The sequence below is a fragment of the Serratia sp. AXJ-M genome, assembly GCF_046531865.1.
In the GTDB taxonomy this organism is placed as follows: domain Bacteria; phylum Pseudomonadota; class Gammaproteobacteria; order Enterobacterales; family Enterobacteriaceae; genus Serratia; species Serratia liquefaciens.
On sequence record NZ_CP059394.1, the window covers coordinates 3,340,114 to 3,359,834 of the forward strand.

The 19,721-nt window shown below is 53.3% G+C and carries 16 protein-coding genes and 1 pseudogene; 7 read left to right on the plus strand and 10 right to left on the minus strand.

The features are described 5' to 3' along the window. Positions 1-32: 32 nt before the first annotated feature. Positions 33-965, minus strand: coding sequence for a LysR family transcriptional regulator (locus tag H0S68_RS15690; protein ID WP_048762590.1), 933 nt, complete (start codon positions 963-965; stop codon positions 33-35). Positions 966-1,086: 121 nt separating this feature from the next. Here H0S68_RS15690 and H0S68_RS15695 point away from each other — a divergent pair, with 121 nt between their 5' ends. The 3 genes from H0S68_RS15695 to H0S68_RS15705 are packed head-to-tail and all read left to right on the plus strand — an operon-like array spanning position 1,087 to position 3,914. Beyond that, entirely contained in the window at positions 1,087-2,526 is a 1,440-nt protein-coding gene (locus H0S68_RS15695; RefSeq protein WP_014229938.1) for an NAD-dependent succinate-semialdehyde dehydrogenase, read from the plus strand. A 41-nt stretch (positions 2,527-2,567) separates the two neighbouring features. Then, positions 2,568-2,894, plus strand: a complete 327-nt coding sequence (locus tag H0S68_RS15700) for a carboxymuconolactone decarboxylase family protein (protein ID WP_014229939.1) — start codon at positions 2,568-2,570, stop codon at positions 2,892-2,894. A 39-nt stretch (positions 2,895-2,933) separates the two neighbouring features. Beyond that, a complete protein-coding gene (locus H0S68_RS15705) occupies positions 2,934-3,914 on the plus strand; it encodes an NAD(P)H-quinone oxidoreductase (RefSeq protein ID WP_048762588.1) in 981 nt (326 codons plus the stop codon). Between the two features lie 517 nt (positions 3,915-4,431). Here H0S68_RS15705 and H0S68_RS15710 read toward each other — a convergent pair. The 6 genes and pseudogenes from H0S68_RS15710 to H0S68_RS15735 form a co-directional block, all read right to left on the minus strand. Continuing rightward, positions 4,432-5,567 (minus strand): IS3 family transposase gene (locus tag H0S68_RS15710; protein WP_201794086.1). Its coding sequence is split into 2 segments (ribosomal slippage): positions 4,432-5,321 and positions 5,321-5,567, totalling 1,137 coding nucleotides; the frame shifts between segments, so codons are not numbered across the junction. A 100-nt stretch (positions 5,568-5,667) separates the two neighbouring features. Then, positions 5,668-6,321, minus strand: a pseudogene (locus tag H0S68_RS15715) (IS256 family transposase); the annotation flags it as partial. 12 nt (positions 6,322-6,333) lie between these two features. After that, positions 6,334-7,494 (minus strand): acetylornithine deacetylase, encoded by a 1,161-nt coding sequence (gene argE, locus H0S68_RS15720; protein ID WP_012541192.1) that lies wholly within the window; start codon positions 7,492-7,494, stop codon positions 6,334-6,336. Beyond that, complete coding sequence (locus tag H0S68_RS15725) at positions 7,487-8,161, minus strand: DUF1028 domain-containing protein (protein ID WP_012541191.1); 675 nt, start codon at positions 8,159-8,161, stop codon at positions 7,487-7,489. The genes argE and H0S68_RS15725 overlap by 8 nt, the downstream gene beginning before the upstream one ends. Then, positions 8,158-8,583, minus strand: a complete 426-nt coding sequence (locus H0S68_RS15730; protein WP_012541190.1) for a RidA family protein — start codon at positions 8,581-8,583, stop codon at positions 8,158-8,160. The genes H0S68_RS15725 and H0S68_RS15730 overlap by 4 nt, the downstream gene beginning before the upstream one ends. A gap of 9 nt (positions 8,584-8,592) precedes the next feature. After that, positions 8,593-9,861: a flavin-containing monooxygenase gene (locus tag H0S68_RS15735; RefSeq protein WP_012541189.1), complete on the minus strand. Its 1,269-nt coding sequence runs from the start codon at positions 9,859-9,861 to the stop codon at positions 8,593-8,595. Positions 9,862-10,469: 608 nt separating this feature from the next. Between H0S68_RS15735 and H0S68_RS15740 the strand changes: the two genes are divergently transcribed. From H0S68_RS15740 to H0S68_RS15750, 3 genes are read left to right on the plus strand one after another with little or no spacing between them, the layout of a single operon-like run. Next, positions 10,470-11,873, plus strand: a complete 1,404-nt coding sequence (locus H0S68_RS15740; protein ID WP_410528832.1) for a purine-cytosine permease family protein — start codon at positions 10,470-10,472, stop codon at positions 11,871-11,873. 14 nt (positions 11,874-11,887) lie between these two features. Beyond that, positions 11,888-13,534, plus strand: a complete 1,647-nt coding sequence (locus H0S68_RS15745) for a GMC family oxidoreductase (protein WP_082144862.1) — start codon at positions 11,888-11,890, stop codon at positions 13,532-13,534. Beyond that, positions 13,527-15,017, plus strand: coding sequence for an aldehyde dehydrogenase (locus H0S68_RS15750; RefSeq protein ID WP_048762581.1), 1,491 nt, complete (start codon positions 13,527-13,529; stop codon positions 15,015-15,017). Before H0S68_RS15745 ends, H0S68_RS15750 begins: the two co-directional genes overlap by 8 nt. Positions 15,018-15,061: 44 nt before the next feature. Here H0S68_RS15750 and H0S68_RS15755 read toward each other — a convergent pair whose 3' ends face one another. Beyond that, positions 15,062-15,982: a LysR substrate-binding domain-containing protein gene (locus tag H0S68_RS15755; RefSeq protein WP_040206036.1), complete on the minus strand. Its 921-nt coding sequence runs from the start codon at positions 15,980-15,982 to the stop codon at positions 15,062-15,064. Between the two features lie 645 nt (positions 15,983-16,627). Here H0S68_RS15755 and H0S68_RS15760 point away from each other — a divergent pair. Beyond that, positions 16,628-17,896: a tyrosine-type recombinase/integrase gene (locus H0S68_RS15760; protein WP_048762580.1), complete on the plus strand. Its 1,269-nt coding sequence runs from the start codon at positions 16,628-16,630 to the stop codon at positions 17,894-17,896. A 149-nt stretch (positions 17,897-18,045) separates the two neighbouring features. Here H0S68_RS15760 and H0S68_RS15765 read toward each other — a convergent pair whose 3' ends face one another. Together H0S68_RS15765 and H0S68_RS15770 are read right to left on the minus strand one after the other, a co-directional pair. Further along, on the minus strand, positions 18,046-18,768 hold the full coding sequence (locus tag H0S68_RS15765) for a sulfite exporter TauE/SafE family protein (RefSeq protein WP_040206044.1): 723 nt from the start codon (positions 18,766-18,768) through the stop codon (positions 18,046-18,048). Between the two features lie 11 nt (positions 18,769-18,779). Next, positions 18,780-19,676, minus strand: coding sequence for an oxidoreductase (locus H0S68_RS15770; RefSeq protein ID WP_032936819.1), 897 nt, complete (start codon positions 19,674-19,676; stop codon positions 18,780-18,782). Positions 19,677-19,721: the final 45 nt, after the last annotated feature.

The window sequence follows — 19,721 nt, forward strand, 5'->3', positions numbered from 1 at the left end:
ATAGAATAAAAATGGCAATGTTGCTTACATCGTCAGAGCTGGCAGTGAAATGTTGACCATTTTGCAGGATGTCCGATGAATTCACGCAATGCGTCGAGAAATACCGTGACTCTGGCAGGTGGGTGACGTAACGCGCGTAGCGCATATATTCCTGTAGATACATGTGGTTGCGATGACATTTCCGGAAAGAGTTGTACCAGCGCGCCACTGTTAATCTCATCTCCCGCCACCCAGTCCGGCAGGAACGCGATCCCCATCCCTTCGACCGCTGCCTGACGCATTGCTTCGAAATCATCACAGCCAAACATAGGCAGGCCCGAGTTTTCTCTGGCCGGATGGCCAATCACGCTCGACCAGCAAAGCAGATCCGCACCGTACAGCTTATCGATTAACCGATGTGAGGCGATGTCGTCCAGCGAGGCGGGAATCCCCGCGCTTTCCAGATAGGCAGGGCTTGCGCACAGCACACGTATTTGCGTTGCTATTTTGCTGGCAATCAACGTGCTGTCGGCCATATTACCAATACGGATGACAACATCAAGGCGTTCAGCGACGGGGTCTGCCAACCGTTCGGTCAGATCCAAATCGAAGCTCAGCGCCGGATACTGTCGGGAGAGTTTTGCCATAACCGGCAGCACATAGCGTTTACCAAATGTGGGATAACACGCCACTCTCAGCACACCGGTTACTTCGCCCTTCATTGACGCCAGTTCCTGCTGCGTATCCTCCAGTGAATCGAGGATCCGTCTGGCGCGAATCAGCAACATTTCCCCGGCATCCGTCAGGGTTAAATGCCGTGTAGATCGCAAAAAAAGCGGGGTATCGAGGTATGCTTCCAGCGCATCAATCTGCCGTCCTATCGAGGAGGGCGTGCGTCCGCGACGGCGACCAGCACCCGAAAAACTGCTTTCACGGGCGACATCGACAAAGACTCCAAGGAACTCGGCAAATTTCTCTGATTGCATCTGTGCATTTCTTGCATAGCTGTTGTGGGGAGAAGCCATCTTATCAGTGATGTGCGCTGAACTTAAGATCCCCTCAGCCGAATGACATTACACAAACACGCACACACTGAGGATAACGACCATGCAAAATCATCAATACGATCCCCTTTATCTATTCATCGACGGTGACTGGATTGAAGCGGGCAATCGCGACACTGTCGCTGTGATTAACCCCGCAACCGAAGCCACTATCGGCCGCTTGCCGCTCGCGACCGCCGCCGACCTTGAACGTGCCCTGTCAGCCACCCGTTCTGGCTTTGACATCTGGCGCCGTACCGTGCCTGCCGAACGCGCCCGCATCATGAAGAATGCCGCTGCCCTGATGCGCGAACGCGCTGAACATATTGCCTCGTTGATGACGCTGGAAGAAGGGAAGCCCCTGGCTGAAAGCCGCGACGAAGTATTGCGTGCAGCCGACTATTTTGAATGGTTTGCGGAGGAAGCCCGCCGCATTGATGGGCGCGTTGTACCGTCAAATCGCCCCGGTGTACTGCAACTGGTCAAAAAAGAGCCCATCGGCCCGGTTGCCGCCTTCACTCCGTGGAATTTCCCGGCCATTACCCCGGCACGCAAATTATCAGCGGCGCTGGCCGCAGGTTGTAGCGTGATCCTGAAACCCGGTGAAGAGAGCCCGGCGACGGCGCTGGCTCTGGCACGCTGCCTGGATGATGCCGGTCTGCCTGAAGGCGTACTGCAAATTGTGTTTGGCGTACCGGATCAGGTTTCCGCCACGCTGATCGCCTCACCGGTTATTCGCAAAGTGGCATTCACCGGTTCTGTACCGGTAGGTCGACTGCTGTCTGAGCGTGCTGCCGCCGGTGTTAAACCGATTACCCTGGAACTGGGCGGCCACGGACCGGTGCTGGTTTTTGCCGATGCCGACATTGATGCGGCGGCAACTGGCGGAGCGGCTAACCGTTTTCGGGGCACCGGCCAAATCTGTATCTCTTCAACCCGTTTTCTTATTCAGCGAGGTGTTTACACACAGTTTGTCGAACGCTTCGTGAGTGCGACGGAGCAACTGATTATCGGCGATGGCATAGCGGAAGGCACTCAGGTGGGGCCGCTGGCGAATATCCGCCAACTGGAAAAAATGGAATCGCTGATTGCCGATGCTGTTGCCCTGGGCGCGAAAGTGCTCACTGGAGGGAAACGGCTCAACCGTCCTGGCTTTTTCTTTGAACCTACGGTGCTTACCGATGTGCCGATGGAAGCACGGATCATGCACGAAGAACCCTTTGGCCCGATCGCCGTGATGCGTCCGTTCGACGCGCTTGAGGACGGGCTGGCAGAAGCAAACCGTCTGCCGTATGCCCTGTCAGCTTACGCTTTTACGCGTGACGCCCGTACCGTGCTGGATGTTGGCGATGGCCTTGAGGCCGGAATGATCGGCATTAATCAGTACCGCATGGTGGCGACGGAACTGCCTTTCGGCGGCATGAAAGAAAGCGGACATGGTTCGGAGGGCGGTCGGGAAGGTCTCAGCCATTATCTGGTGAATAAATTCATCAGCCAAATCTAAAACACACTGGCACTAATGACAGAATATAAGAGGAACTGACCATGAAAGCTGTTGATTTTACTCGCCCGCGTGAAGCTGCACGCGCATTTACTCCTAAACTGTCCGGCTTCGTTGAGCAACCACTGTATTCCGATGTCTGGACAGATCCGGACCTGGCACCACGCGACCGTAGTCTGATTACCATCGCCTGTCTTATCGCGCTGAATCATTCCAATGAGCTACCGGCCCACCTGCGTCGCGGCATTGAAAACGGGCTGACCAAAACAGAAATTTCCGCCCTGATTACGCACATGGCGTTTTATGCAGGCTTCCCGGCAGCGATTACCGCTTCTGGTTATGCCAATGCCACGTTTGAAGAACAGGCCTGAACGACGGCTATCCATCTTCTTATTTCGGGAAAGAGAATCATGAAAGCAATCACTTTTGAACAATTCGGTCCGGCCGATGTACTTAATATCAGTGAAGTCGCAGACCCACAGCTGCGCCCCAATGATCTGCTGGTTCGCACGCGGGCAGCGGGGGTCAACCGGGCCGATCTAACTCACCGACGCGGCGGGTATGGCCGCCCTGATTTTGGCGACTCGACGATTATGGGGCTGGAAATCGCCGGTGACGTTATTGCCGTCGGGGAGAATGTAAAAGGCTACAACTTGGGTGACCGTATTATGGGTATCGTCGGGGGCGGGGCTTACGCTGAAATGGCCCGCATTGATTACCGGATGGCTATGCCAGTGCCGGAAGGTATGGACTATATCCATGCGGCGGCCATTGCCGAGGTCTTTGTAACCGCGCATGAAGCGCTTATCCATCTGGGGAAACTGAAGCCCACGGAAACGGTACTGATCCACGCCGGGGCCGGCGGTGTGGGAGGTGCCGCCGTGCAACTGGCGCATGCGACAGGCGCGACGGTAATCACCACCGCGAATGCTGCAGCACACGATCTCGTTCGCCGTCTGGGTGCCGATCACGCCATTGATTACGTGACAGAAGACTTCTCCGAGGTTGTCGCCAGCAGTACGGATAACAAGGGGGTTGATCTTATTCTCGATTTTATTGGCGCGCCTTATTTTGAACGAAACGTGAATGCACTCAACTTTGGTGGACGTCTGGTGCAGATTGGCATCATGGGGGGGATTGAAAACGCGAAGATCCCGCTGGATCGGGTGTTGTACCGCCATCTGCAGATTATCGGTACGGTAATGAAATCGCGTTCGCAAGAAGTGAAACATGAGATGTCCCGTCGCTTTAAAGAGTGCTGGTTAACTCGCTTCGGTAAAGATGGGCTGAGCCCGGTGATTGACAGCGTATTTCCGCTGGCTGAAGCCAGCAAAGCTCACCAGCGTATGGAAGACGGCCTCAATGTCGGAAAAATTGTGTTGACGATGTAGAGGACGCAAACAATAAGGCGACTTTTCCTGCCTTTTCGTCACTAACCCCCTTCGCTATCTGGCATGAACAGCCCGCGCAATATTCTCTGGGCTGTTCAATGTCAGAGGATGTATGAAGTACCGTCAAAAAAGCATCACTAATGGGTTAAAAGTGATACCAGAGTATTGCTGTTACATTGTTTGTCAAAGCTAAGTTCAGATGTCCGCTCATGGCACCAAACTGCTGTAGGCGAAGCCCATCAGGCTGCTTCGAGCGAACAGCTGACAAAAGGCCAAATGACGAAACGTCGTAGACAAGCGGCTGCACAAAAGATCCAGATGCATCCCGTCAGTCCAACAATACGGCAGGTTCGTCTTTCCTGGGTTACATCAACTCTGCTGGAGATTTGTCATGCAAATAAGATGCAAAGCTCGTTTTATCAGCATGTCGAGTATTATTCTGTGAACAATTCTCAGGAGGTAAAATATGAAAAAGCTTCTGGTGGAGTGACCCCATTCCCGTAGACATTCGCTGTCCTCACGACGAGGCCTTTTCGAAGGCCTCTGGACTGACGCCTCCCAGGTGACTGTGGCGTCGGGTCCGGTTGTAGAACACTTCGATATAATCAAATATATCAGCCCGGGCCATGTCCCGGGTTTTATATATCCGCTTTCTGATGCGCTCTTTTTTTAGCGAACTGAAGAAGGATTCTGCCACGGCATTATCCCAGCAGTTGCCGCGCCGGCTCATGCTGGGTGACAGGTTATTAGCCTGGCAGAACCGTCGCCAGTCATCGCTGCCGTACTGGCTGCCCTGATCGCTGTGCACTATCACGCTTTCGGCAGGTTTACGCCGCCAGACGGCCATCAGCAGCGCATCCAGTGCAAGTTCACGCGACAGCGTCGGTTTCATTGACCAGCCCACCACATTACGGGCAAACAGGTCGATGACCACGGCCAGATAGAGCCAGCCCTGCCAGGTCCGTATATAGGTAATATCCGTTACCCAGACCTGATTGGGTTTCACAACCGTGAACTCCCGCAGCAGGCGGTTAGGTGCTATCAGTGACGGACGCCCTCTGGTCCCACGGGGTATCTTGTAGCCATGTACGGCCCGTATCCTGTTTTGCTTCATGATCTTGGCTACCCGGTTTCTGCTGCATGCTTCACCGACTTCACGTAAGTCGCAGTGAACCCTGCGATAGCCGTAAACACCGCCGCTCAGTGCATAAGAGTCGCGGATTAATTTCAACAATCGCTGGTTATCCTTTTCTCCTGCAGAGACAGGACAATGAAGCCAGACGTAAAATCCGGCACGGGCAACTTTCAAAACCCGACACATCGCGGCGATCGACCATATATCACGGTGATCGTTGATGAAGCGGTACTTTAGTCGGGCTCTCTGGCAAAGTACCGCGCTGCCTTTTTAAGAATATCCCGTTCTTCCTCAGTACGCTTAAGCTGCGCTTTCAGCCTGAGAATTTCCGTTCTGGCATCCAGTAAGTCCTGAGCCTGATGCCCGTTATTATCAGGTTTTACTGAACGGACCCATTTGTAAAGACTGTGCGCCGACACGCCGAGGCGTTCTGAAACGTCAGCAACAGAATAGCCCCGCTCAGTGATCTGGCGGACCGCTTCTTCTTTAAATTCAGGGGTAAAACGTGGTGTGCCCATAGACTCCTCCTATGCTCAAAATATAGGTCAGTTTTGTCTATGGGCTCGGGGTCACTCCAATGAGGCAAAAAAGTGTCTACGAAACCCGGGTCTATTCATACTTCGATGCCACGTCTTTGATCGAGTTGCGTATCTGATGAATAACGCACAGTTGCACTTCAGTCTGTGGATAAATGCTGTTAATCGCCTCAGGGAAGCCGGTCAGTCCGTCCACGCAATCGATCAGGATATCTTCAACGCCACGGTTTTGCATGCCACTCAGTATGGATAACCAGAAGTTAGCGCCTTCACTTTCCGACAGATACAGGTCCAATACTTCTTTTTTGCCTTCCAGATTCAGTGCCAGAACGGTATATACAGCCTAGCTCTGGTAATGGCTTTCTTCGCGGATTTTGTAGTGACTGGCATCCAACCAGACAAAAGGATAGACCTTCACAAGGGGTCGCTGCTGCCACTGTTTAAATTCGGGGATATCTTTATCGGTGACCGCACTGATGGTGGCGCTGGACACGCTTAACGCTTATAAATCCTCAATTTCCCGGCCGATATCCTGATAGCTCATCCCCAGAGCGAACAGGCGGATGATCTTACGTTCTATCCCGTTGGAGAGTTTGGTCCGGTGCTTTTTTACCAGTTGCGGTTCAAACGTGCCGTTGCGATCACGCGGTGGTGCCAGTTCAAAACTACCGGTCGGTGTTTTGAGGTCTTTTTTACCAGAGCCGTTTTTACGGTTAGCTTCATTAGGTTTAACTAACTATTGACTGTTTCATTTTAAAGGAACTGTACGCATCCATTTACATAAATTTACCAGCATACTCATGCAGTGTTCTACTTGTTCAATAGCAATAAACTCATCCGGCTTATGCCCCTGCGCCATGCTGCCTGGCCCGCAAATCAGGGTGGCAATCCCCGCTTCATCAAACAATCCCCCTTCGGTGCCAAACGCCACGGTTGAGAAATCATTGCTGCCACTCCATTGCGCCAGCCACTGCGCGAATTGCGATTGCGGATCGGTGAGCAGGCTAGGATAGTAGCTCAGCGGCTGAAAACGGATCGCGCTCTCGGCTGCCACCGCCTGCATTTGCGGTAACAATTGCTGTTGCGAGAACAGCTCGACCTCGGTCATCACACCCTGAACATTAGCGCCCGGCAGATAGCGGATTTCAAAATCAAACTGACAATCCTGCGGCACGATGTTCAGCGCGCTGCCGCCCTGAATCATACCGGTCTGGAGCGTGCTATAGGGGGGATCAAAACGCGCATCCTCGATCTGCTTCAGTTGCTGCGCCGCTGCGCCCAGCTGGTTGATAAGCCTGGCCGCGTATTCGATGGCATTGACGCCAGAGGGTGCATAGGCCGAGTGACAGGCGCGGCCATGCACCTGACAACGCATCGCCACCTTGCCTTTGTGTCCATACACCGGGCGCATTTCTGTCGGCTCGCCGATGATACACATGGCGGGTTTTTCCGCAGACGCGCGCAGATAGTCCACCATGCTGCGCACCCCGAGGCAGCCCACTTCCTCATCATAGGAAAAAGCCAGATGCAGCGGCAGGCGCAACGGCTGGGTCAGAAAGTTATCCAGCGATGCCAGCACGCAGGCCAGAAAGCCCTTCATGTCGGCACTGCCACGGCCATAGTAGCGCCCTTCCTGTTGTGTCAGGGCAAACGGCGGCAGCGTCCATTGCTGACCATCGACCGGCACCACATCGGTATGACCGGACAACATCACCCCGCCGTCACCGCCCGGTCCCAGCCGGGCATACAGATTGGCTTTGCGCCCGCTGTCATCCATGATGCGTTGCGACGCGATACCCCGTTGCGCCAGAAAATCTTCAATCCAGGCAATCAACGCCAGATTGGATTCGCGGCTGGTGGTATCAAACGCCAGCAGTGCCGCGAGGATGTCGCGTACCGCGTTACTCATCGCCGGGTACGCCATAGCTCGGGGCATCGCGTGGATCCAGTGCCCGGGTGACGTAAGCCTGCATCTGCGGTTCATACGCCAGCCACAACTTGTGCAGCTCTGCCAATGGGTTTTCTTCTGCCCAATCGACGCGCAGGTCCACCAGCGGCCAGGTGTAATCATCGACTACTTTCACGGCAGCAGAATGCACCGGCCCCGCCTCACCACCAGCGTCGATCCCCGCCTGCAACGCCGTAATCAGACGACTGGTGAGTTCACCGGTGGTGGCTTCAAAAGCCGTCACCATTGCGGCGATCACCGCTTGCTCCGCCAGCATATTGCCTGCGGCCACGCATTCTTTGCCCTGCACCACATGATAAATACCCAGCGTCTTGTCACCGCTAAAGGCGGCGCTGCGACCGCTGGCGTCAATGACAGTCACCTGGCGATACTCGCTAAAGCGATCTTCTGCCAGCGCGCTTTTCAGTGCCTGTTCCGGCGCTAACCCCGCCTCCAGCCGCGCCAGAATCTGCTGCCCCAGTGCCGGTAATGTAATGTTCTGGCTGGATACCGCCCCCACTCCGGCCACCAGCCACGGGCAACGCGCGCCGACGGCAATGCTCGACGAGCTAATGGCGATACCGAGTTGGCCGGACTCCGCACAGCGTGCGGCAATCGAAAGCGTCATTTCGCCTCCCAGTCATCCGGGATCACCGCAATCACATCAATTTCCATCAGCCACTGCGGCTGTGCCAGCGCCGAAACCACCAGACCAGTTGAAATCGGAAACACCCCTTTCAGCCATTTGCCCACTTCCTGGTAAACCGGCTCGCGATAGCGTGGATCGGTAAGATAGGTGGTGGTTTTCACGATATGGCTCAGGTCGCTACCGGCTTCTTCCAGCAGCTGTTTGAGGTTTTTCATCGCCTGTTCGGTTTGAGCGCGGGGATCGCCCAGCCCGACCAGATTGCCTGCAAAATCGGTACCGACCTGGCCGCGCACGTAGACGGTATTACCAGCGCGTACCGCCTGGCAGAGATCGTTGTCCAGCGTCTGATTCGGATAGGTTTCTTTGGTGTTGAACATACGAATACGTTGATGAGTAGGCATAACAGTTCCTTAAAGCGAGTCAGAGGGAGCGCGGTAATGCTGGTACTGGCGCTGGATAGCGATCTGGTCAGCAATAAATTTGGCATCGTGCCAGACGCCCCAGATAAAGGTGGAACCACGACGTGACAACCACGGCAAGCCGAGAAAATAGACGCCAGGCTCGCTGGAAACACCACGATGATGCTGCGGTCTGCCCTGGTCATTAAAGGCATTAACCTTCAGCCAGCTGTAATCGGCCACGTAGCCCGTCGCCCAGATAATGCTGGTGATGCCAGCTTCGGCCAGATTAAGTGACAGCTGCGGATGGGTTACGCAGGCGGGGTCTGGCAGGAACTCACGTGCTTGCGGTTCAGGCGGTAAATCAAGACCGTTACGGTCGATATACGCGTCAGCAGCATCCAGCAATGCGAGATAATTAGCATCGCCGCGCGCAATATTCACCGCCAGGTCATCCTGAAAACGTACGGTGTTAGCGGTGAAACTTTCAGTCAGGCCAACGAGGTTAACGCCCTGCGCCGCCAGACGACGGAAATCGACGGTATGCCCACCGCGTGCGCCACTGACGGCGATGGTGACATGCTCTTTGCCCGGCTGGCTGGCTGCGGCATCCCACAGACCGAGTACCCCAAGCCACCAGCAGAAGTCCCGGCCACGGTAGGAACGTGGTGGACGATCGTGCGGTCCCACCGACAGCCATACGGGCTTACCGGCACGTTGCAGCTCATCAGCAATCTGCACGCCGGAAGAACCGGCACCAACCACCAGCACGCCCCCCTGCGGCAGCTGCTGCGGATTTTTATAGTCTGCCGAGTGCAGCTGTTGTACCTGGCTATGCTGAGGAGCAATCGCCGGGATGACCGGACGCTGGAAAGGACCGGTAGCGGCCACGATACGCTGCACATTGATCACGCCTGCGGAGGTGGTGACGGTGAAACCACTGCGCCCCTGATTGCGTTCAGCGCTTAACACTTCGACGCCAGTATGAATCGGTGACTGGTTCATGGCGGCGTAGCTGACAAAATAATCGGCAACCTGTTCTTTCGCCACGAAGCTGTCAGGTGAGCAGCCGGGAAACTCCATCCCCGGAAAGCGGTCATGCCAGGCCGGACCGTTGGCAACCAGCGAATCCCAGCGACGACTACGCCAGGATTCGGCAATCCGATTTTTCTCCACTACCAGATGCGGAATGCCCAGACGCGTCAGGTGTTCGCTCATGGCAACCCCCGCCTGACCCGCGCCAATAATCAGCGTATCTGTTTCAGTTTTTAATGATGTCATTTCAACGTCCTTCATCCCGCATCACGCAGGGGATTAACCACTTAAGAAGGACCCAAGACTATTGGAGCACGTGCAGGCGGTAAAATATTATAAAGTGAGCGTCTGGATAGAAAATATTTAACCTGCTGGCAACCTTGTCCGCCGAAATAAAATACAAAGCCCTGTTAAAGCCGCATCCGCTCTGCACAGGCAAGATAAAAAGGTGCTGAGATAAATCAAATTAACGCGATTCACAGACAACATTTTTACTTATTAATTTTGCAAAATTGACGATATTTAATATTGCCAACGATGCTTCAGTGACGAGCAGACGCGCACCAAAATAAGGCATTCAGCCAGAACGTGGCATTTTAGATGTTAATAATCAAATAGTTAATTAGATTCAAAAATATCTCACCTGTCATTCTTTAACGTTCCAATTTGGGGCAGCCAATCCATAAGCGAGATTGCATCTTTTTTTTATATTAGTTGGCTATATTTTTCTTCATTTCTCTCTATAGCCAACTGTTGCAACATCCCATCAACGTTATTTTCACCCCTCCCAATTTTTTGGGTGGTTATAACCGCAGCCATGCGGCAAGCCTGCAAATGACTTTGTTGAGATAACTATGATGACAAACAACCCAAAAGATAATGCTGTTGCAACCACAATAGAGTTGAGCACCATCCAGCCCATTCCCGCGCATGAACGTCATGGCAAGCCACGGGATCTTTTTACCATCTGGTTTGGTTCAAACATCATGTTGCTTACCGTGATTACCGGTGCGCTGGCGGTGAGTATTTTCCACTTATCTTTTATGTGGGCCACCCTCGCCGTATTGATTGGTAACCTTGCCGGTGGGCTGTTTATGGCATTGCATTCCGCGCAGGGGCCACAATTAGGTGTGCCGCAGATGGTGCAAACCCGCGGCCAGTTTGGTTCTTATGGTTCCGTGCTGGTGGTGGCGTTAGTCGTCATCATGTATATCGGCTTTCTGGCATCGAACCTGGTGCTGGGCGGTCAGTCACTGCACGCCATCTACGCACCGGTTTCTACCGATACCGGCATCCTGGTTTCTGCGGTACTCAGCCTGGTCGCCTGTGCCTTCGGTTATAACCTGATTCATGCCTACACCAAGGTGATGTCGTGGGTATCCGGTATTATTTTGCTCGCGGCCTTTGCGTGGATTGTTTTCGTGCATGGTCTGCCGACTGATTTTCTCGCACGTAATGGCTTTAATCTCAGCGGATTCCTCGGTGCCATTTCCATCGCCGCGTTATGGCAGCTGGCCTATGCGCCTTATGTATCCGATTATTCCCGCTACATGCCAAAAGATATCAGCGAAAAAAGTGTCTTCTGGTGTAGCTACCTGGGATGCGTACTGGGTTCATTGTTCCCGATGATTCTTGGCATTCTGGTTTCTATTTGCATCGTGGATGGTGATTTAATCACCGGCATTGTGAATATGACCGGCGGATTATCCTCCACCGTAATTATTGTGTTTGCCTTAGGCATTGCCGCGACCAATGCAATGAACCTCTATTGCGGCGTGCTCTGCACCCTGACGCTCGGCCAGACATTCCTGCCTAAATGGTCGCCACTTTCTGGCGCCCGCATTGTGGTTTCGATTGTCACCATCCTTATCGAAGTGCTGATTGCGATTTATGGTCAGGAAAACTTTCTGGTCAATTACACCAACTTTATTCTGATGCTGCTGTATGTGCTGGTGCCGTGGACGGCAATTAACCTGGTTGATTACTATCTGGTGGCCCACGGTAATTATGATGTCGCTTCATTCTTCCGTCGCGACGGTGGCATATACGGTTACTTCAATTCAAAAGCCATTTTCTGTTATCTGCTGGGCATCATCGTCGAGATTCCCTTTATGTCTACCGCCATCTATACCGGCCCGGCAGCAAATATGTTAGGTGGTGCCGACATCTCCTGGATTATTGGTTTAGCCATCGTCTCACCTGTTTATTATTTCCTCTGCAGTACTCAGGCAGTGGCGCAAACCTCTGTTGCTAAATAATCACCGGAATGACTATGAACAATAGCAAGACCTATGACTACATCATTATTGGTGGTGGTTCCGCAGGTTCAGTACTGGCCGCCCGGCTTGCAGAGCAGGCAGATCTCAAGATCTGCCTTATCGAGGCCGGTAGCCGTGATGAAACCCCGCGTATCCAGACGCCTGCGGGCACCATCACCCTGTATAAAAGCAAAAAGTTCAGCTGGAACTTTTATTCAACGCCACAAAAAAGCCTGGGGGGACGGCAAATCCACGTCCCGCGCGGCAAGGCGCTGGGTGGTTCCTCATCCATGAACAGCATGATTTATATTCGCGGATTACCTTCTGATTATGACCGCTGGGAACAGCAAGGTTGTGAGGGCTGGGGCTGGAATAATGTCCTGCCCTGGTTCAAACGATCGGAAAAGAATCTGCTGTCTCAGGACCCGGCATATCATGGTTTTAACGGCGAATTACTGGTCGATAAACCGCGCGATCCCAATCCGGTATCAGCGCTGTTTGTCGCGGCGGGCAAGCGGGTCGGATTAGCGGAGAACACCGACTTTAACGGTAAATCGCTGGCGGGGGTCGGCATTTACAACGTCACGCAAAAGGATGGCAAACGGTTATCATGCTATCGTGCATTTTTGCATCCCCATATTGGGCGCAGCAATTTGACCGTGATGACTGACTGCACCGTGCAAACGTTGATCATTGAAGACAAAGCGGTCAAAGGCGTGCGAATAACTGAGCATGGCCGCGATCAACCCACGTCAATTCTCTGCCGCCATGAAGTCATCCTTTCGGCCGGCTCGATCGGCTCACCGCATATTCTGCTGAAATCAGGTATCGGGCCTGCTGCCGAACTTGAGGCCGCAGGTATTCCGCTGGTGCACCCTCTTCCCGGGGTGGGCAAAAATCTTCAGGACCATCTGGATGGTCTGGTCACCGTGCGTTCCAGAAACCCTCTGACGCTTGGTTTTTCCCTCGCCGCCTGGAAACCGATCCTGACATCCCCCTTCCAGTATCTCTTTCGTCGCAAAGGTTGGCTAACCACCAATTATGTTGAAGCCGGTGGCTTTGCCGCGACAAAACTCAGTAGCGATGAACCCGATATTCAGTTCCATTTTGTGCCGGGTTATCGCAGCCATCGTGGCCGTTTATTTGAATGGGGCCACGGCTATGCGATTCACACCTGCGTTTTACGTCCGCGGTCGATCGGCGCGTTGCAGTTAAAGCGTGATGGGCAGATCGCTATTGATTTTAATTTCCTCGCCGATCCTTATGACGCCAGCGTGCTGGTGGAAGGGATAAAAGTGGCAAGGAATATTCTGGCTCAGCCGGAATTCAATGCATTGCATGGCGAAGAGATGCTGCCGGGCAAACATATCCAGACTGACGAACAGCTGCATCAATACGTCAAAGAATATTGCGCCACGGTTTTCCATCCGGTTGGCACCTGCAAGATGGGGCGGGATGAAATGAGTGTTGTCGCACCGGACACTCTCAAGGTATATGGCGTGGAAAATTTGCGCGTGGCAGATGCATCAATTATGCCGACGCTTATCAGCGGCAACACCAATGCGCCTTCAATTATGATTGGCGAACGTGCGGCAAGCATGATCCTGCAAGGAACGCCGGTAGCTGAGACCGAGACGAATAAGGAGAACGCTTATGCATAATCGTGATTACTGGCAAGGTCTGCTGAACCAACAACGCTTTAGCACGCATGCCCTTATCGGGGGTAAACCTTACTTCGCCAAAGCGGAGAAAACCTGGGCGGTGGTGAATCCCGCCACCAATGCAGTGTTAGCGGACGTCACCGCTTGCCAGGCTGAGGATATTGACGCTGCGGTGCGTTCAGCACGCCAGGCATTTACCTCTGGTATCTGGTCTGAATGTCCTTTAGCGCAACGCAAAGCCGTGCTGCGCAGGCTGGCGGAGCTGATGCTGGAGCACCGGGAAGAACTGGCGCTGCTGGAAAGCGCAAGCATGGGGAAACCGGTGCTCGATGCCTATAACGTTGATGTGCCTGGTGCTGCTCATGTGATGGCCTGGTACGCAGAAAGTATCGATAAGATTTATGACGAGGTTGCCCCCACCCGTCCGGGTACCCTGGCAACCATCACCCGTGAACCTGTCGGCGTGGTTGCCGCCATTGTGCCGTGGAATTTTCCCCTCGATATTGCCGCCTGGAAAATTGGCCCAGCGCTGGCAGCCGGAAATAGTGTGATCCTGAAACCCTCGGAGAATTCGCCTTTCACCGCACTGAAACTGGCAGAACTAGCGCTGGAGGCCGGGTTGCCCGCCGGGGTGTTAAACGTTGTTACCGGGCTGGGGATCGAAGCCGGTGCTGCGCTGGGCCAGCATAACGATGTTGATGTGCTGACCTTTACCGGTTCAACCGCGGTGGGCAAAGCCTTTATGGCCTATTCCGGCCAATCCAATTTGAAGCAGGTGTGGCTGGAATGTGGTGGCAAAAGCGCCAACATTATTTTTGCCAATTGCCAGGATCTCGATTTAGCCGCCGAAAAATCCGCCTTCGGTATCTGTTTCAACCAGGGTGAAGTTTGTTCAGCTAACTCCAGATTATTAGTTGAGCGTAAGATCTATCCCGACTTTATGGCGAAGTTGATCACGAAGTTGCACGGCTGGCAACCTGACCACCCGCTTAACCCCAATGCGAGGATGGGCGCGATGGTTTCGACTGCGCATAAAGATAAGGTGATGGATTTTATTCAGACCGCAGTGACTCAGGGCGGTATTGTGCGCGCGGGTGGCGAGCAACGCGAAATCGAGACAGTCGCTAACTACATCCTGCCGACGGTGATTGAGATTGAAAGCGAAAACGTTAACTTATGGCGTGATGAAGTATTCGGTCCGGTGCTCGCGGTAAAAGTCTTTGATGATGAGTCGGAAGCCATCGAACTGGCGAATAATCATATTTACGCCCTTGCTGCGTCTGTATGGTCGGACGACCTGAATCAGGCACATCGTGTGGCGCGCAAACTGAACGCCGGAACGGTGTCGGTCAACACCGTTGATGCGCTGGATGTGACCGTTCCTTTTGGTGGCAATCAGCAATCGGGTTTTGGCCGCGACCTGTCTTTACATGCCTTTGATAAATTCACCAAATTAAAAACCACCTGGCTTGAATTACGTTAAATACAACTGACGTTTGCTCTACCCGCAACGGGTAGAGTAACAATTTAATGGCTGCTGACGGCCGGAGTTAATTCAACACTGCGGCAATAATCCATAAATAACCGCGTGGGCCGCGTGGGTTCATTATTTTGCAGATAAGCCATAATCAGCGTCGATGCCGCCATTTCATCGATAATATCCAGTTGCACCAAGCGCTGCCCATCGTATGTCATATCCGAACAGGGCCGGGTCACCAGCACCGAAAAGCCCAGCCCCTGCCCGACCATGCACCGCACCATTTCAATTGACGGAGAGCTATAGGCCACTTCAGGGTAATAACCATTCTCTTTGAAAATGCTGATAAAGTAATTTTTGCTGGGTACCGCATCCAACAGGATCATCGGTTCGCTTGCCAGTTCCTGTAATGTCACCGCACTTTTTTTCGCCAGCGGATGCGCCGCCGGTAGCAGCGCATAGGGTTTATGCGGCGCATTCAGCGGTTCTTTCTGAATCGCGTTGTCCAGGTCAAGATCGTAGAGAAATGCCATGTCAAAACGGCCACGATGTAAACCGTGCATCAGCTCATGCTGTTCACCGTCGTACAGCTGAATATTGATTTCCGGATAGAGTTTTTTGAAACCTGCAATCAGCTTGGGCATATACAGCGGAGCCGCCGATTCAAAACAACCCACGGCGATGGTGCCGCAAACCAGCTCATTTTCTGCGCGTGAACTTTGCTCAAACTCATAGGACAACCGCAGCAACTCCTTTGCTTTTTCGTAGAACCGTCTCCCACTGGAGGTGAGCGATACGCCCTGTGCATGATGGCGAATGAACAGCTGCTGTTCAAAAGCGTCCTCAAGGTTTTTGATGGCGACCGAAATCGAAGGCTGGGCGATATGCAGCTGGCGTGACGCTTCGGCGATGCTTTCGGTCTCAACCACAGTGACGAAATATTTAAGTTGCTTGAGTGTGAAATGTGTCATGAAAAAACCTTTATAAAATATCTTCGCGTTAACATTCTAAATAGTCTCATTCTATCTAATTTTAATATGCAATATTTGCGCCATAGTTAAGAGCTACATTGTTATTCTAAAATTTAAGCTTCAGTTCGCCCTTCTGTAGATAGACATAACCATGGGTGTAACGCGACTACCGTTATGCGTTGAAGCCTGGGGGGGTAGAAAACGTCACAAGTAGCGTAGCTACTCATTGTGGTATTTATCGGTGGCAATGACTCAGCCAGAAGCCAATGTTTCTTAAATGCTTCAGTTTAAGATGTAGAACCTCTGCTCCCAACACCGCTGCCGACGTGGAGGCTAAAATGTCAATTTATGAATCTATATGGATTGCTGCCGAAACAGCATGACATTTCGTCTTCCGCCCGAGAACTAAGGATTACTGCTAGTTAGTCATATTGGTTTTTGTAATAGCCCCATGCTCGCAAATGCGACCCAGTCAGAGGAGCCAATTTCCTGTTTGCATGCATCTTTGCGAATCCTTATCTGATATTGATTCAAGAGGTTAGCGTGAAAACTCTTCCCGGTGCATTTTGATTTTACCCTCCGCATCGGGAAAAATTGGTGGTCAAATCTGGGGTCAGGTTAGTTCGATGACGGAGTGACCCCCAAATGTCCCTTAACGACTCAAAAATCCGCACTTTAAAACCATCCGCAAAACCCTTCAAAGTTTCTGATTCTAACGGTCTGTACCTTCTTATCAAACCAGGCGGCTCACGTCACTGGTATCTTAAATATCGTATAAACGGCAAAGAATCCCGCATTGCACTGGGTGCCTATCCTGCCGTCTCCCTGTCTGATGCCCGCCAGCAGCGCGAAGGTATCCGTAAGATGCTGGCGCTGAACATCAACCCGGCACAGCAGAGGGCTGCTGAACGCAGAGCCTGCACACCAGAGAAGGTGTTTAAAACAGTGGCGCTGGCATGGCATAAAAACAATAAAAAGTGGTCGCAGAACACCGCTGACCGTCTGCTTGCCAGCATGAACAACCATATCTTTCCTGTAATTGGTCATCTGTCCGTCACGGAGCTTAAACCCCATCATTTCATTGACCTGCTGAAAGGTATTGAGGAAAAGGGCCTGCTGGAAGTCGCGTCCCGCACGCGGCAGCACCTCAGTAACATCATGCGCCATGCGGTCCATCAGGGATTTATCGACACCAACCCGGCAGCAAATCTTGATGGCGTGACGGCTCCCCCCATGAGACACCACTATCCCGCCCTGCCGCTGGAGCGGCTGCCTGAATTGATTGAACACATTGAAGCATATCATCAGGGCCGTGAACTGACCCGGCTTGCTGTCCTGCTGACGCTGCATCTGTTCATTCGCTCCAGTGAGCTGCGCTTTGCACGCTGGTCAGAAATTGATTTCATAAACAGAATTTGGACGATACCCGCCACACGCGAAGCCATTGTGGGTGTGCGTTATTCAGGGCGCGGTGCAAAAATGCGCACTGCTCATATCGTGCCCCTCTCACAGCAGGCTATAGCTATTCTGAAACGGATTAAGGAAATATCCGGGGCTTACGAACTGGTCTTCCCCGGCGACCATAACCCGTACAGGCCGATGTGCGAAAACGCGGTTAATAAAGCACTGCGCCTTATGGGATTCGACACGAAACAGGACATCTGCGGACATGGCTTTCGGGCAATGGCATGCAGTGCCCTGATGGAGTCTGGCTTATGGTCGCAGGATGCAGTGGAACGCCAGATGAGTCACCAGGAGCGCAACACCGTGCGTCTGGCTTACATTCATAAGGCTGAGCATCTGGAAGCCCGCAAGGCGATGATGCAGTGGTGGTCAGATTATATCGATACATGCCGGGTCGCATACGTACCACCTTTTAACACAGGGCGGGATAAAAACAACGAAGCTGCATGACCAATAACAAAAAGCTGTATCAGCATACCCTGGTACGGCTTTATTCATTTCTGATGGCTTGCCAACCCCTCCACCCCGACCCGTCGCTGCCTGTAGAAAGCTGTTACACAACAACAACACGCTTGCGCCGTCAGCCCTGGCGTGCCATTTCATTTGAGAGCAAGGATCATCCCTACTGCCCCAGCGACGAGAACGGCATCAATGAGAAGCTCGAACGTATGCGTCTGGAGTTTCTGGACGAGACGTTTCGCAATCATCGAACCGACGAACAATGCGATGCCGATGGCAAGTCCATGTGTGAGGACAGGCTGCGCGAGTGCGCCCGATATACCGAACGTAGCTAGCTTGCCAGCGTAGAGCAGGATTGCGCTTGCCGCCTCTGATCCCAAAAATACGCCTCCACTCATTCCGTACCCGGTAAATACCGGCACGCTGAGCGGCCCGGTGGACAGCACGAATCCGGTCAGAAACCCGACAATCGCCCCGGCAAAACTCATGTGCCAGAGATTCAAGTGGAGGTTCGATCGTCTGATGAGACGGCGCAGCGGGATCATCGCAAGGAAGAAAGCTGCCAGGAATACCTCCACTGTGCCAGGAGAAATCGTAAGTAACGTGTGCGCCCCGAGAACAGCCGCAGGAACTCCCGCCAACGAATAGGCAAACACCGGTCGCCAACGAATCTCATGCCACCAGACAATCACCCGTCCGATGTTGCCGAAAAGGGAGGCGATCGCCATAACAGGCACAGCAATCCGTGGCCCGTACGTGGCGACGAGGACGGGCAGCATGATTAACGACGAGCCAGTGCCGACGACACCGCTGAGTACTCCGGCACCGAGAGCGACGAAGAAGAGAAGTAAGAGTGCAATCATCGGCTTTAAGATCAACCAGGGCCATCGCTCGCAGCCGCAAGAAGCGGTACCAGGATGTCGCTGATCGGCGTTGGAATGCTGTGAACCCGGCCGCGACGCGCAATGACGCCGTTGCGGATATCCCATTCAAGCGGTCGGCCAGCTTCTCGATCCGTGAGGATGGAGGTGCTCATGTCTGCAGGAGCCGCCCGGAACTTATCGAGGATCTCCTGCGGCACTTCGTCTCCGAGTTCAGCGCCCTCTGCACGTGCCACGGCCAGGCATTCCTGCAGATAAGCCAGCGTAAGCCTGGCGATATCAGCACGGCCAAACATGCCTGAGCGGCGGTGCGTGAGTGCCATGAGTCCAGCCACCGCATTCTGCATCAGCTTGCGCCAGGCCAGGGAGCTGAAATTCGCGGCCAGATCTACGGAGCACCACGTGCCTTGCAGCGCTGCGGCCACTACACGGGAAGCTGGTGCGTCTGGCACGCTGAGGCGCGCCTCACCACGCAAGCGTACCGAGCCATCGGACTGCGCTTGAGCAGGGAACCACACGACAGCGGGAACGATCTGTCCGGGCAGAGAGTACGTAGCGAGCCTGTCCAACTGTTCGACCCCATTCTGGAGCACGCATATAACCGTCTCCGGGCCAGTCAACGCCCTGAGCCATTCTGCTGCCGCGTCGATTTGTGTGGACTTGACTGCCAGAAAGATAAGATCAACCGTGCGAGTGATTTGTGCCGGATTCGTCTGTACCGGACCGGGTACGGTGATAAAGCGGTTGCCATCTTGCAAGGTCAGGCGATCGCGGGGAGTACGTCCACACAGCAATGGTGTGCGGCCGACTTCGTGTAACGCCGCCGCGACTGTTGTGCCGATGGCACCTGGACCTAAAACAGCAACAACTGTATTGATTTCAGTGTTCATGAATGTGGACTCCTTGCAACAGAATCTAATTACGTGGTGGTTGTG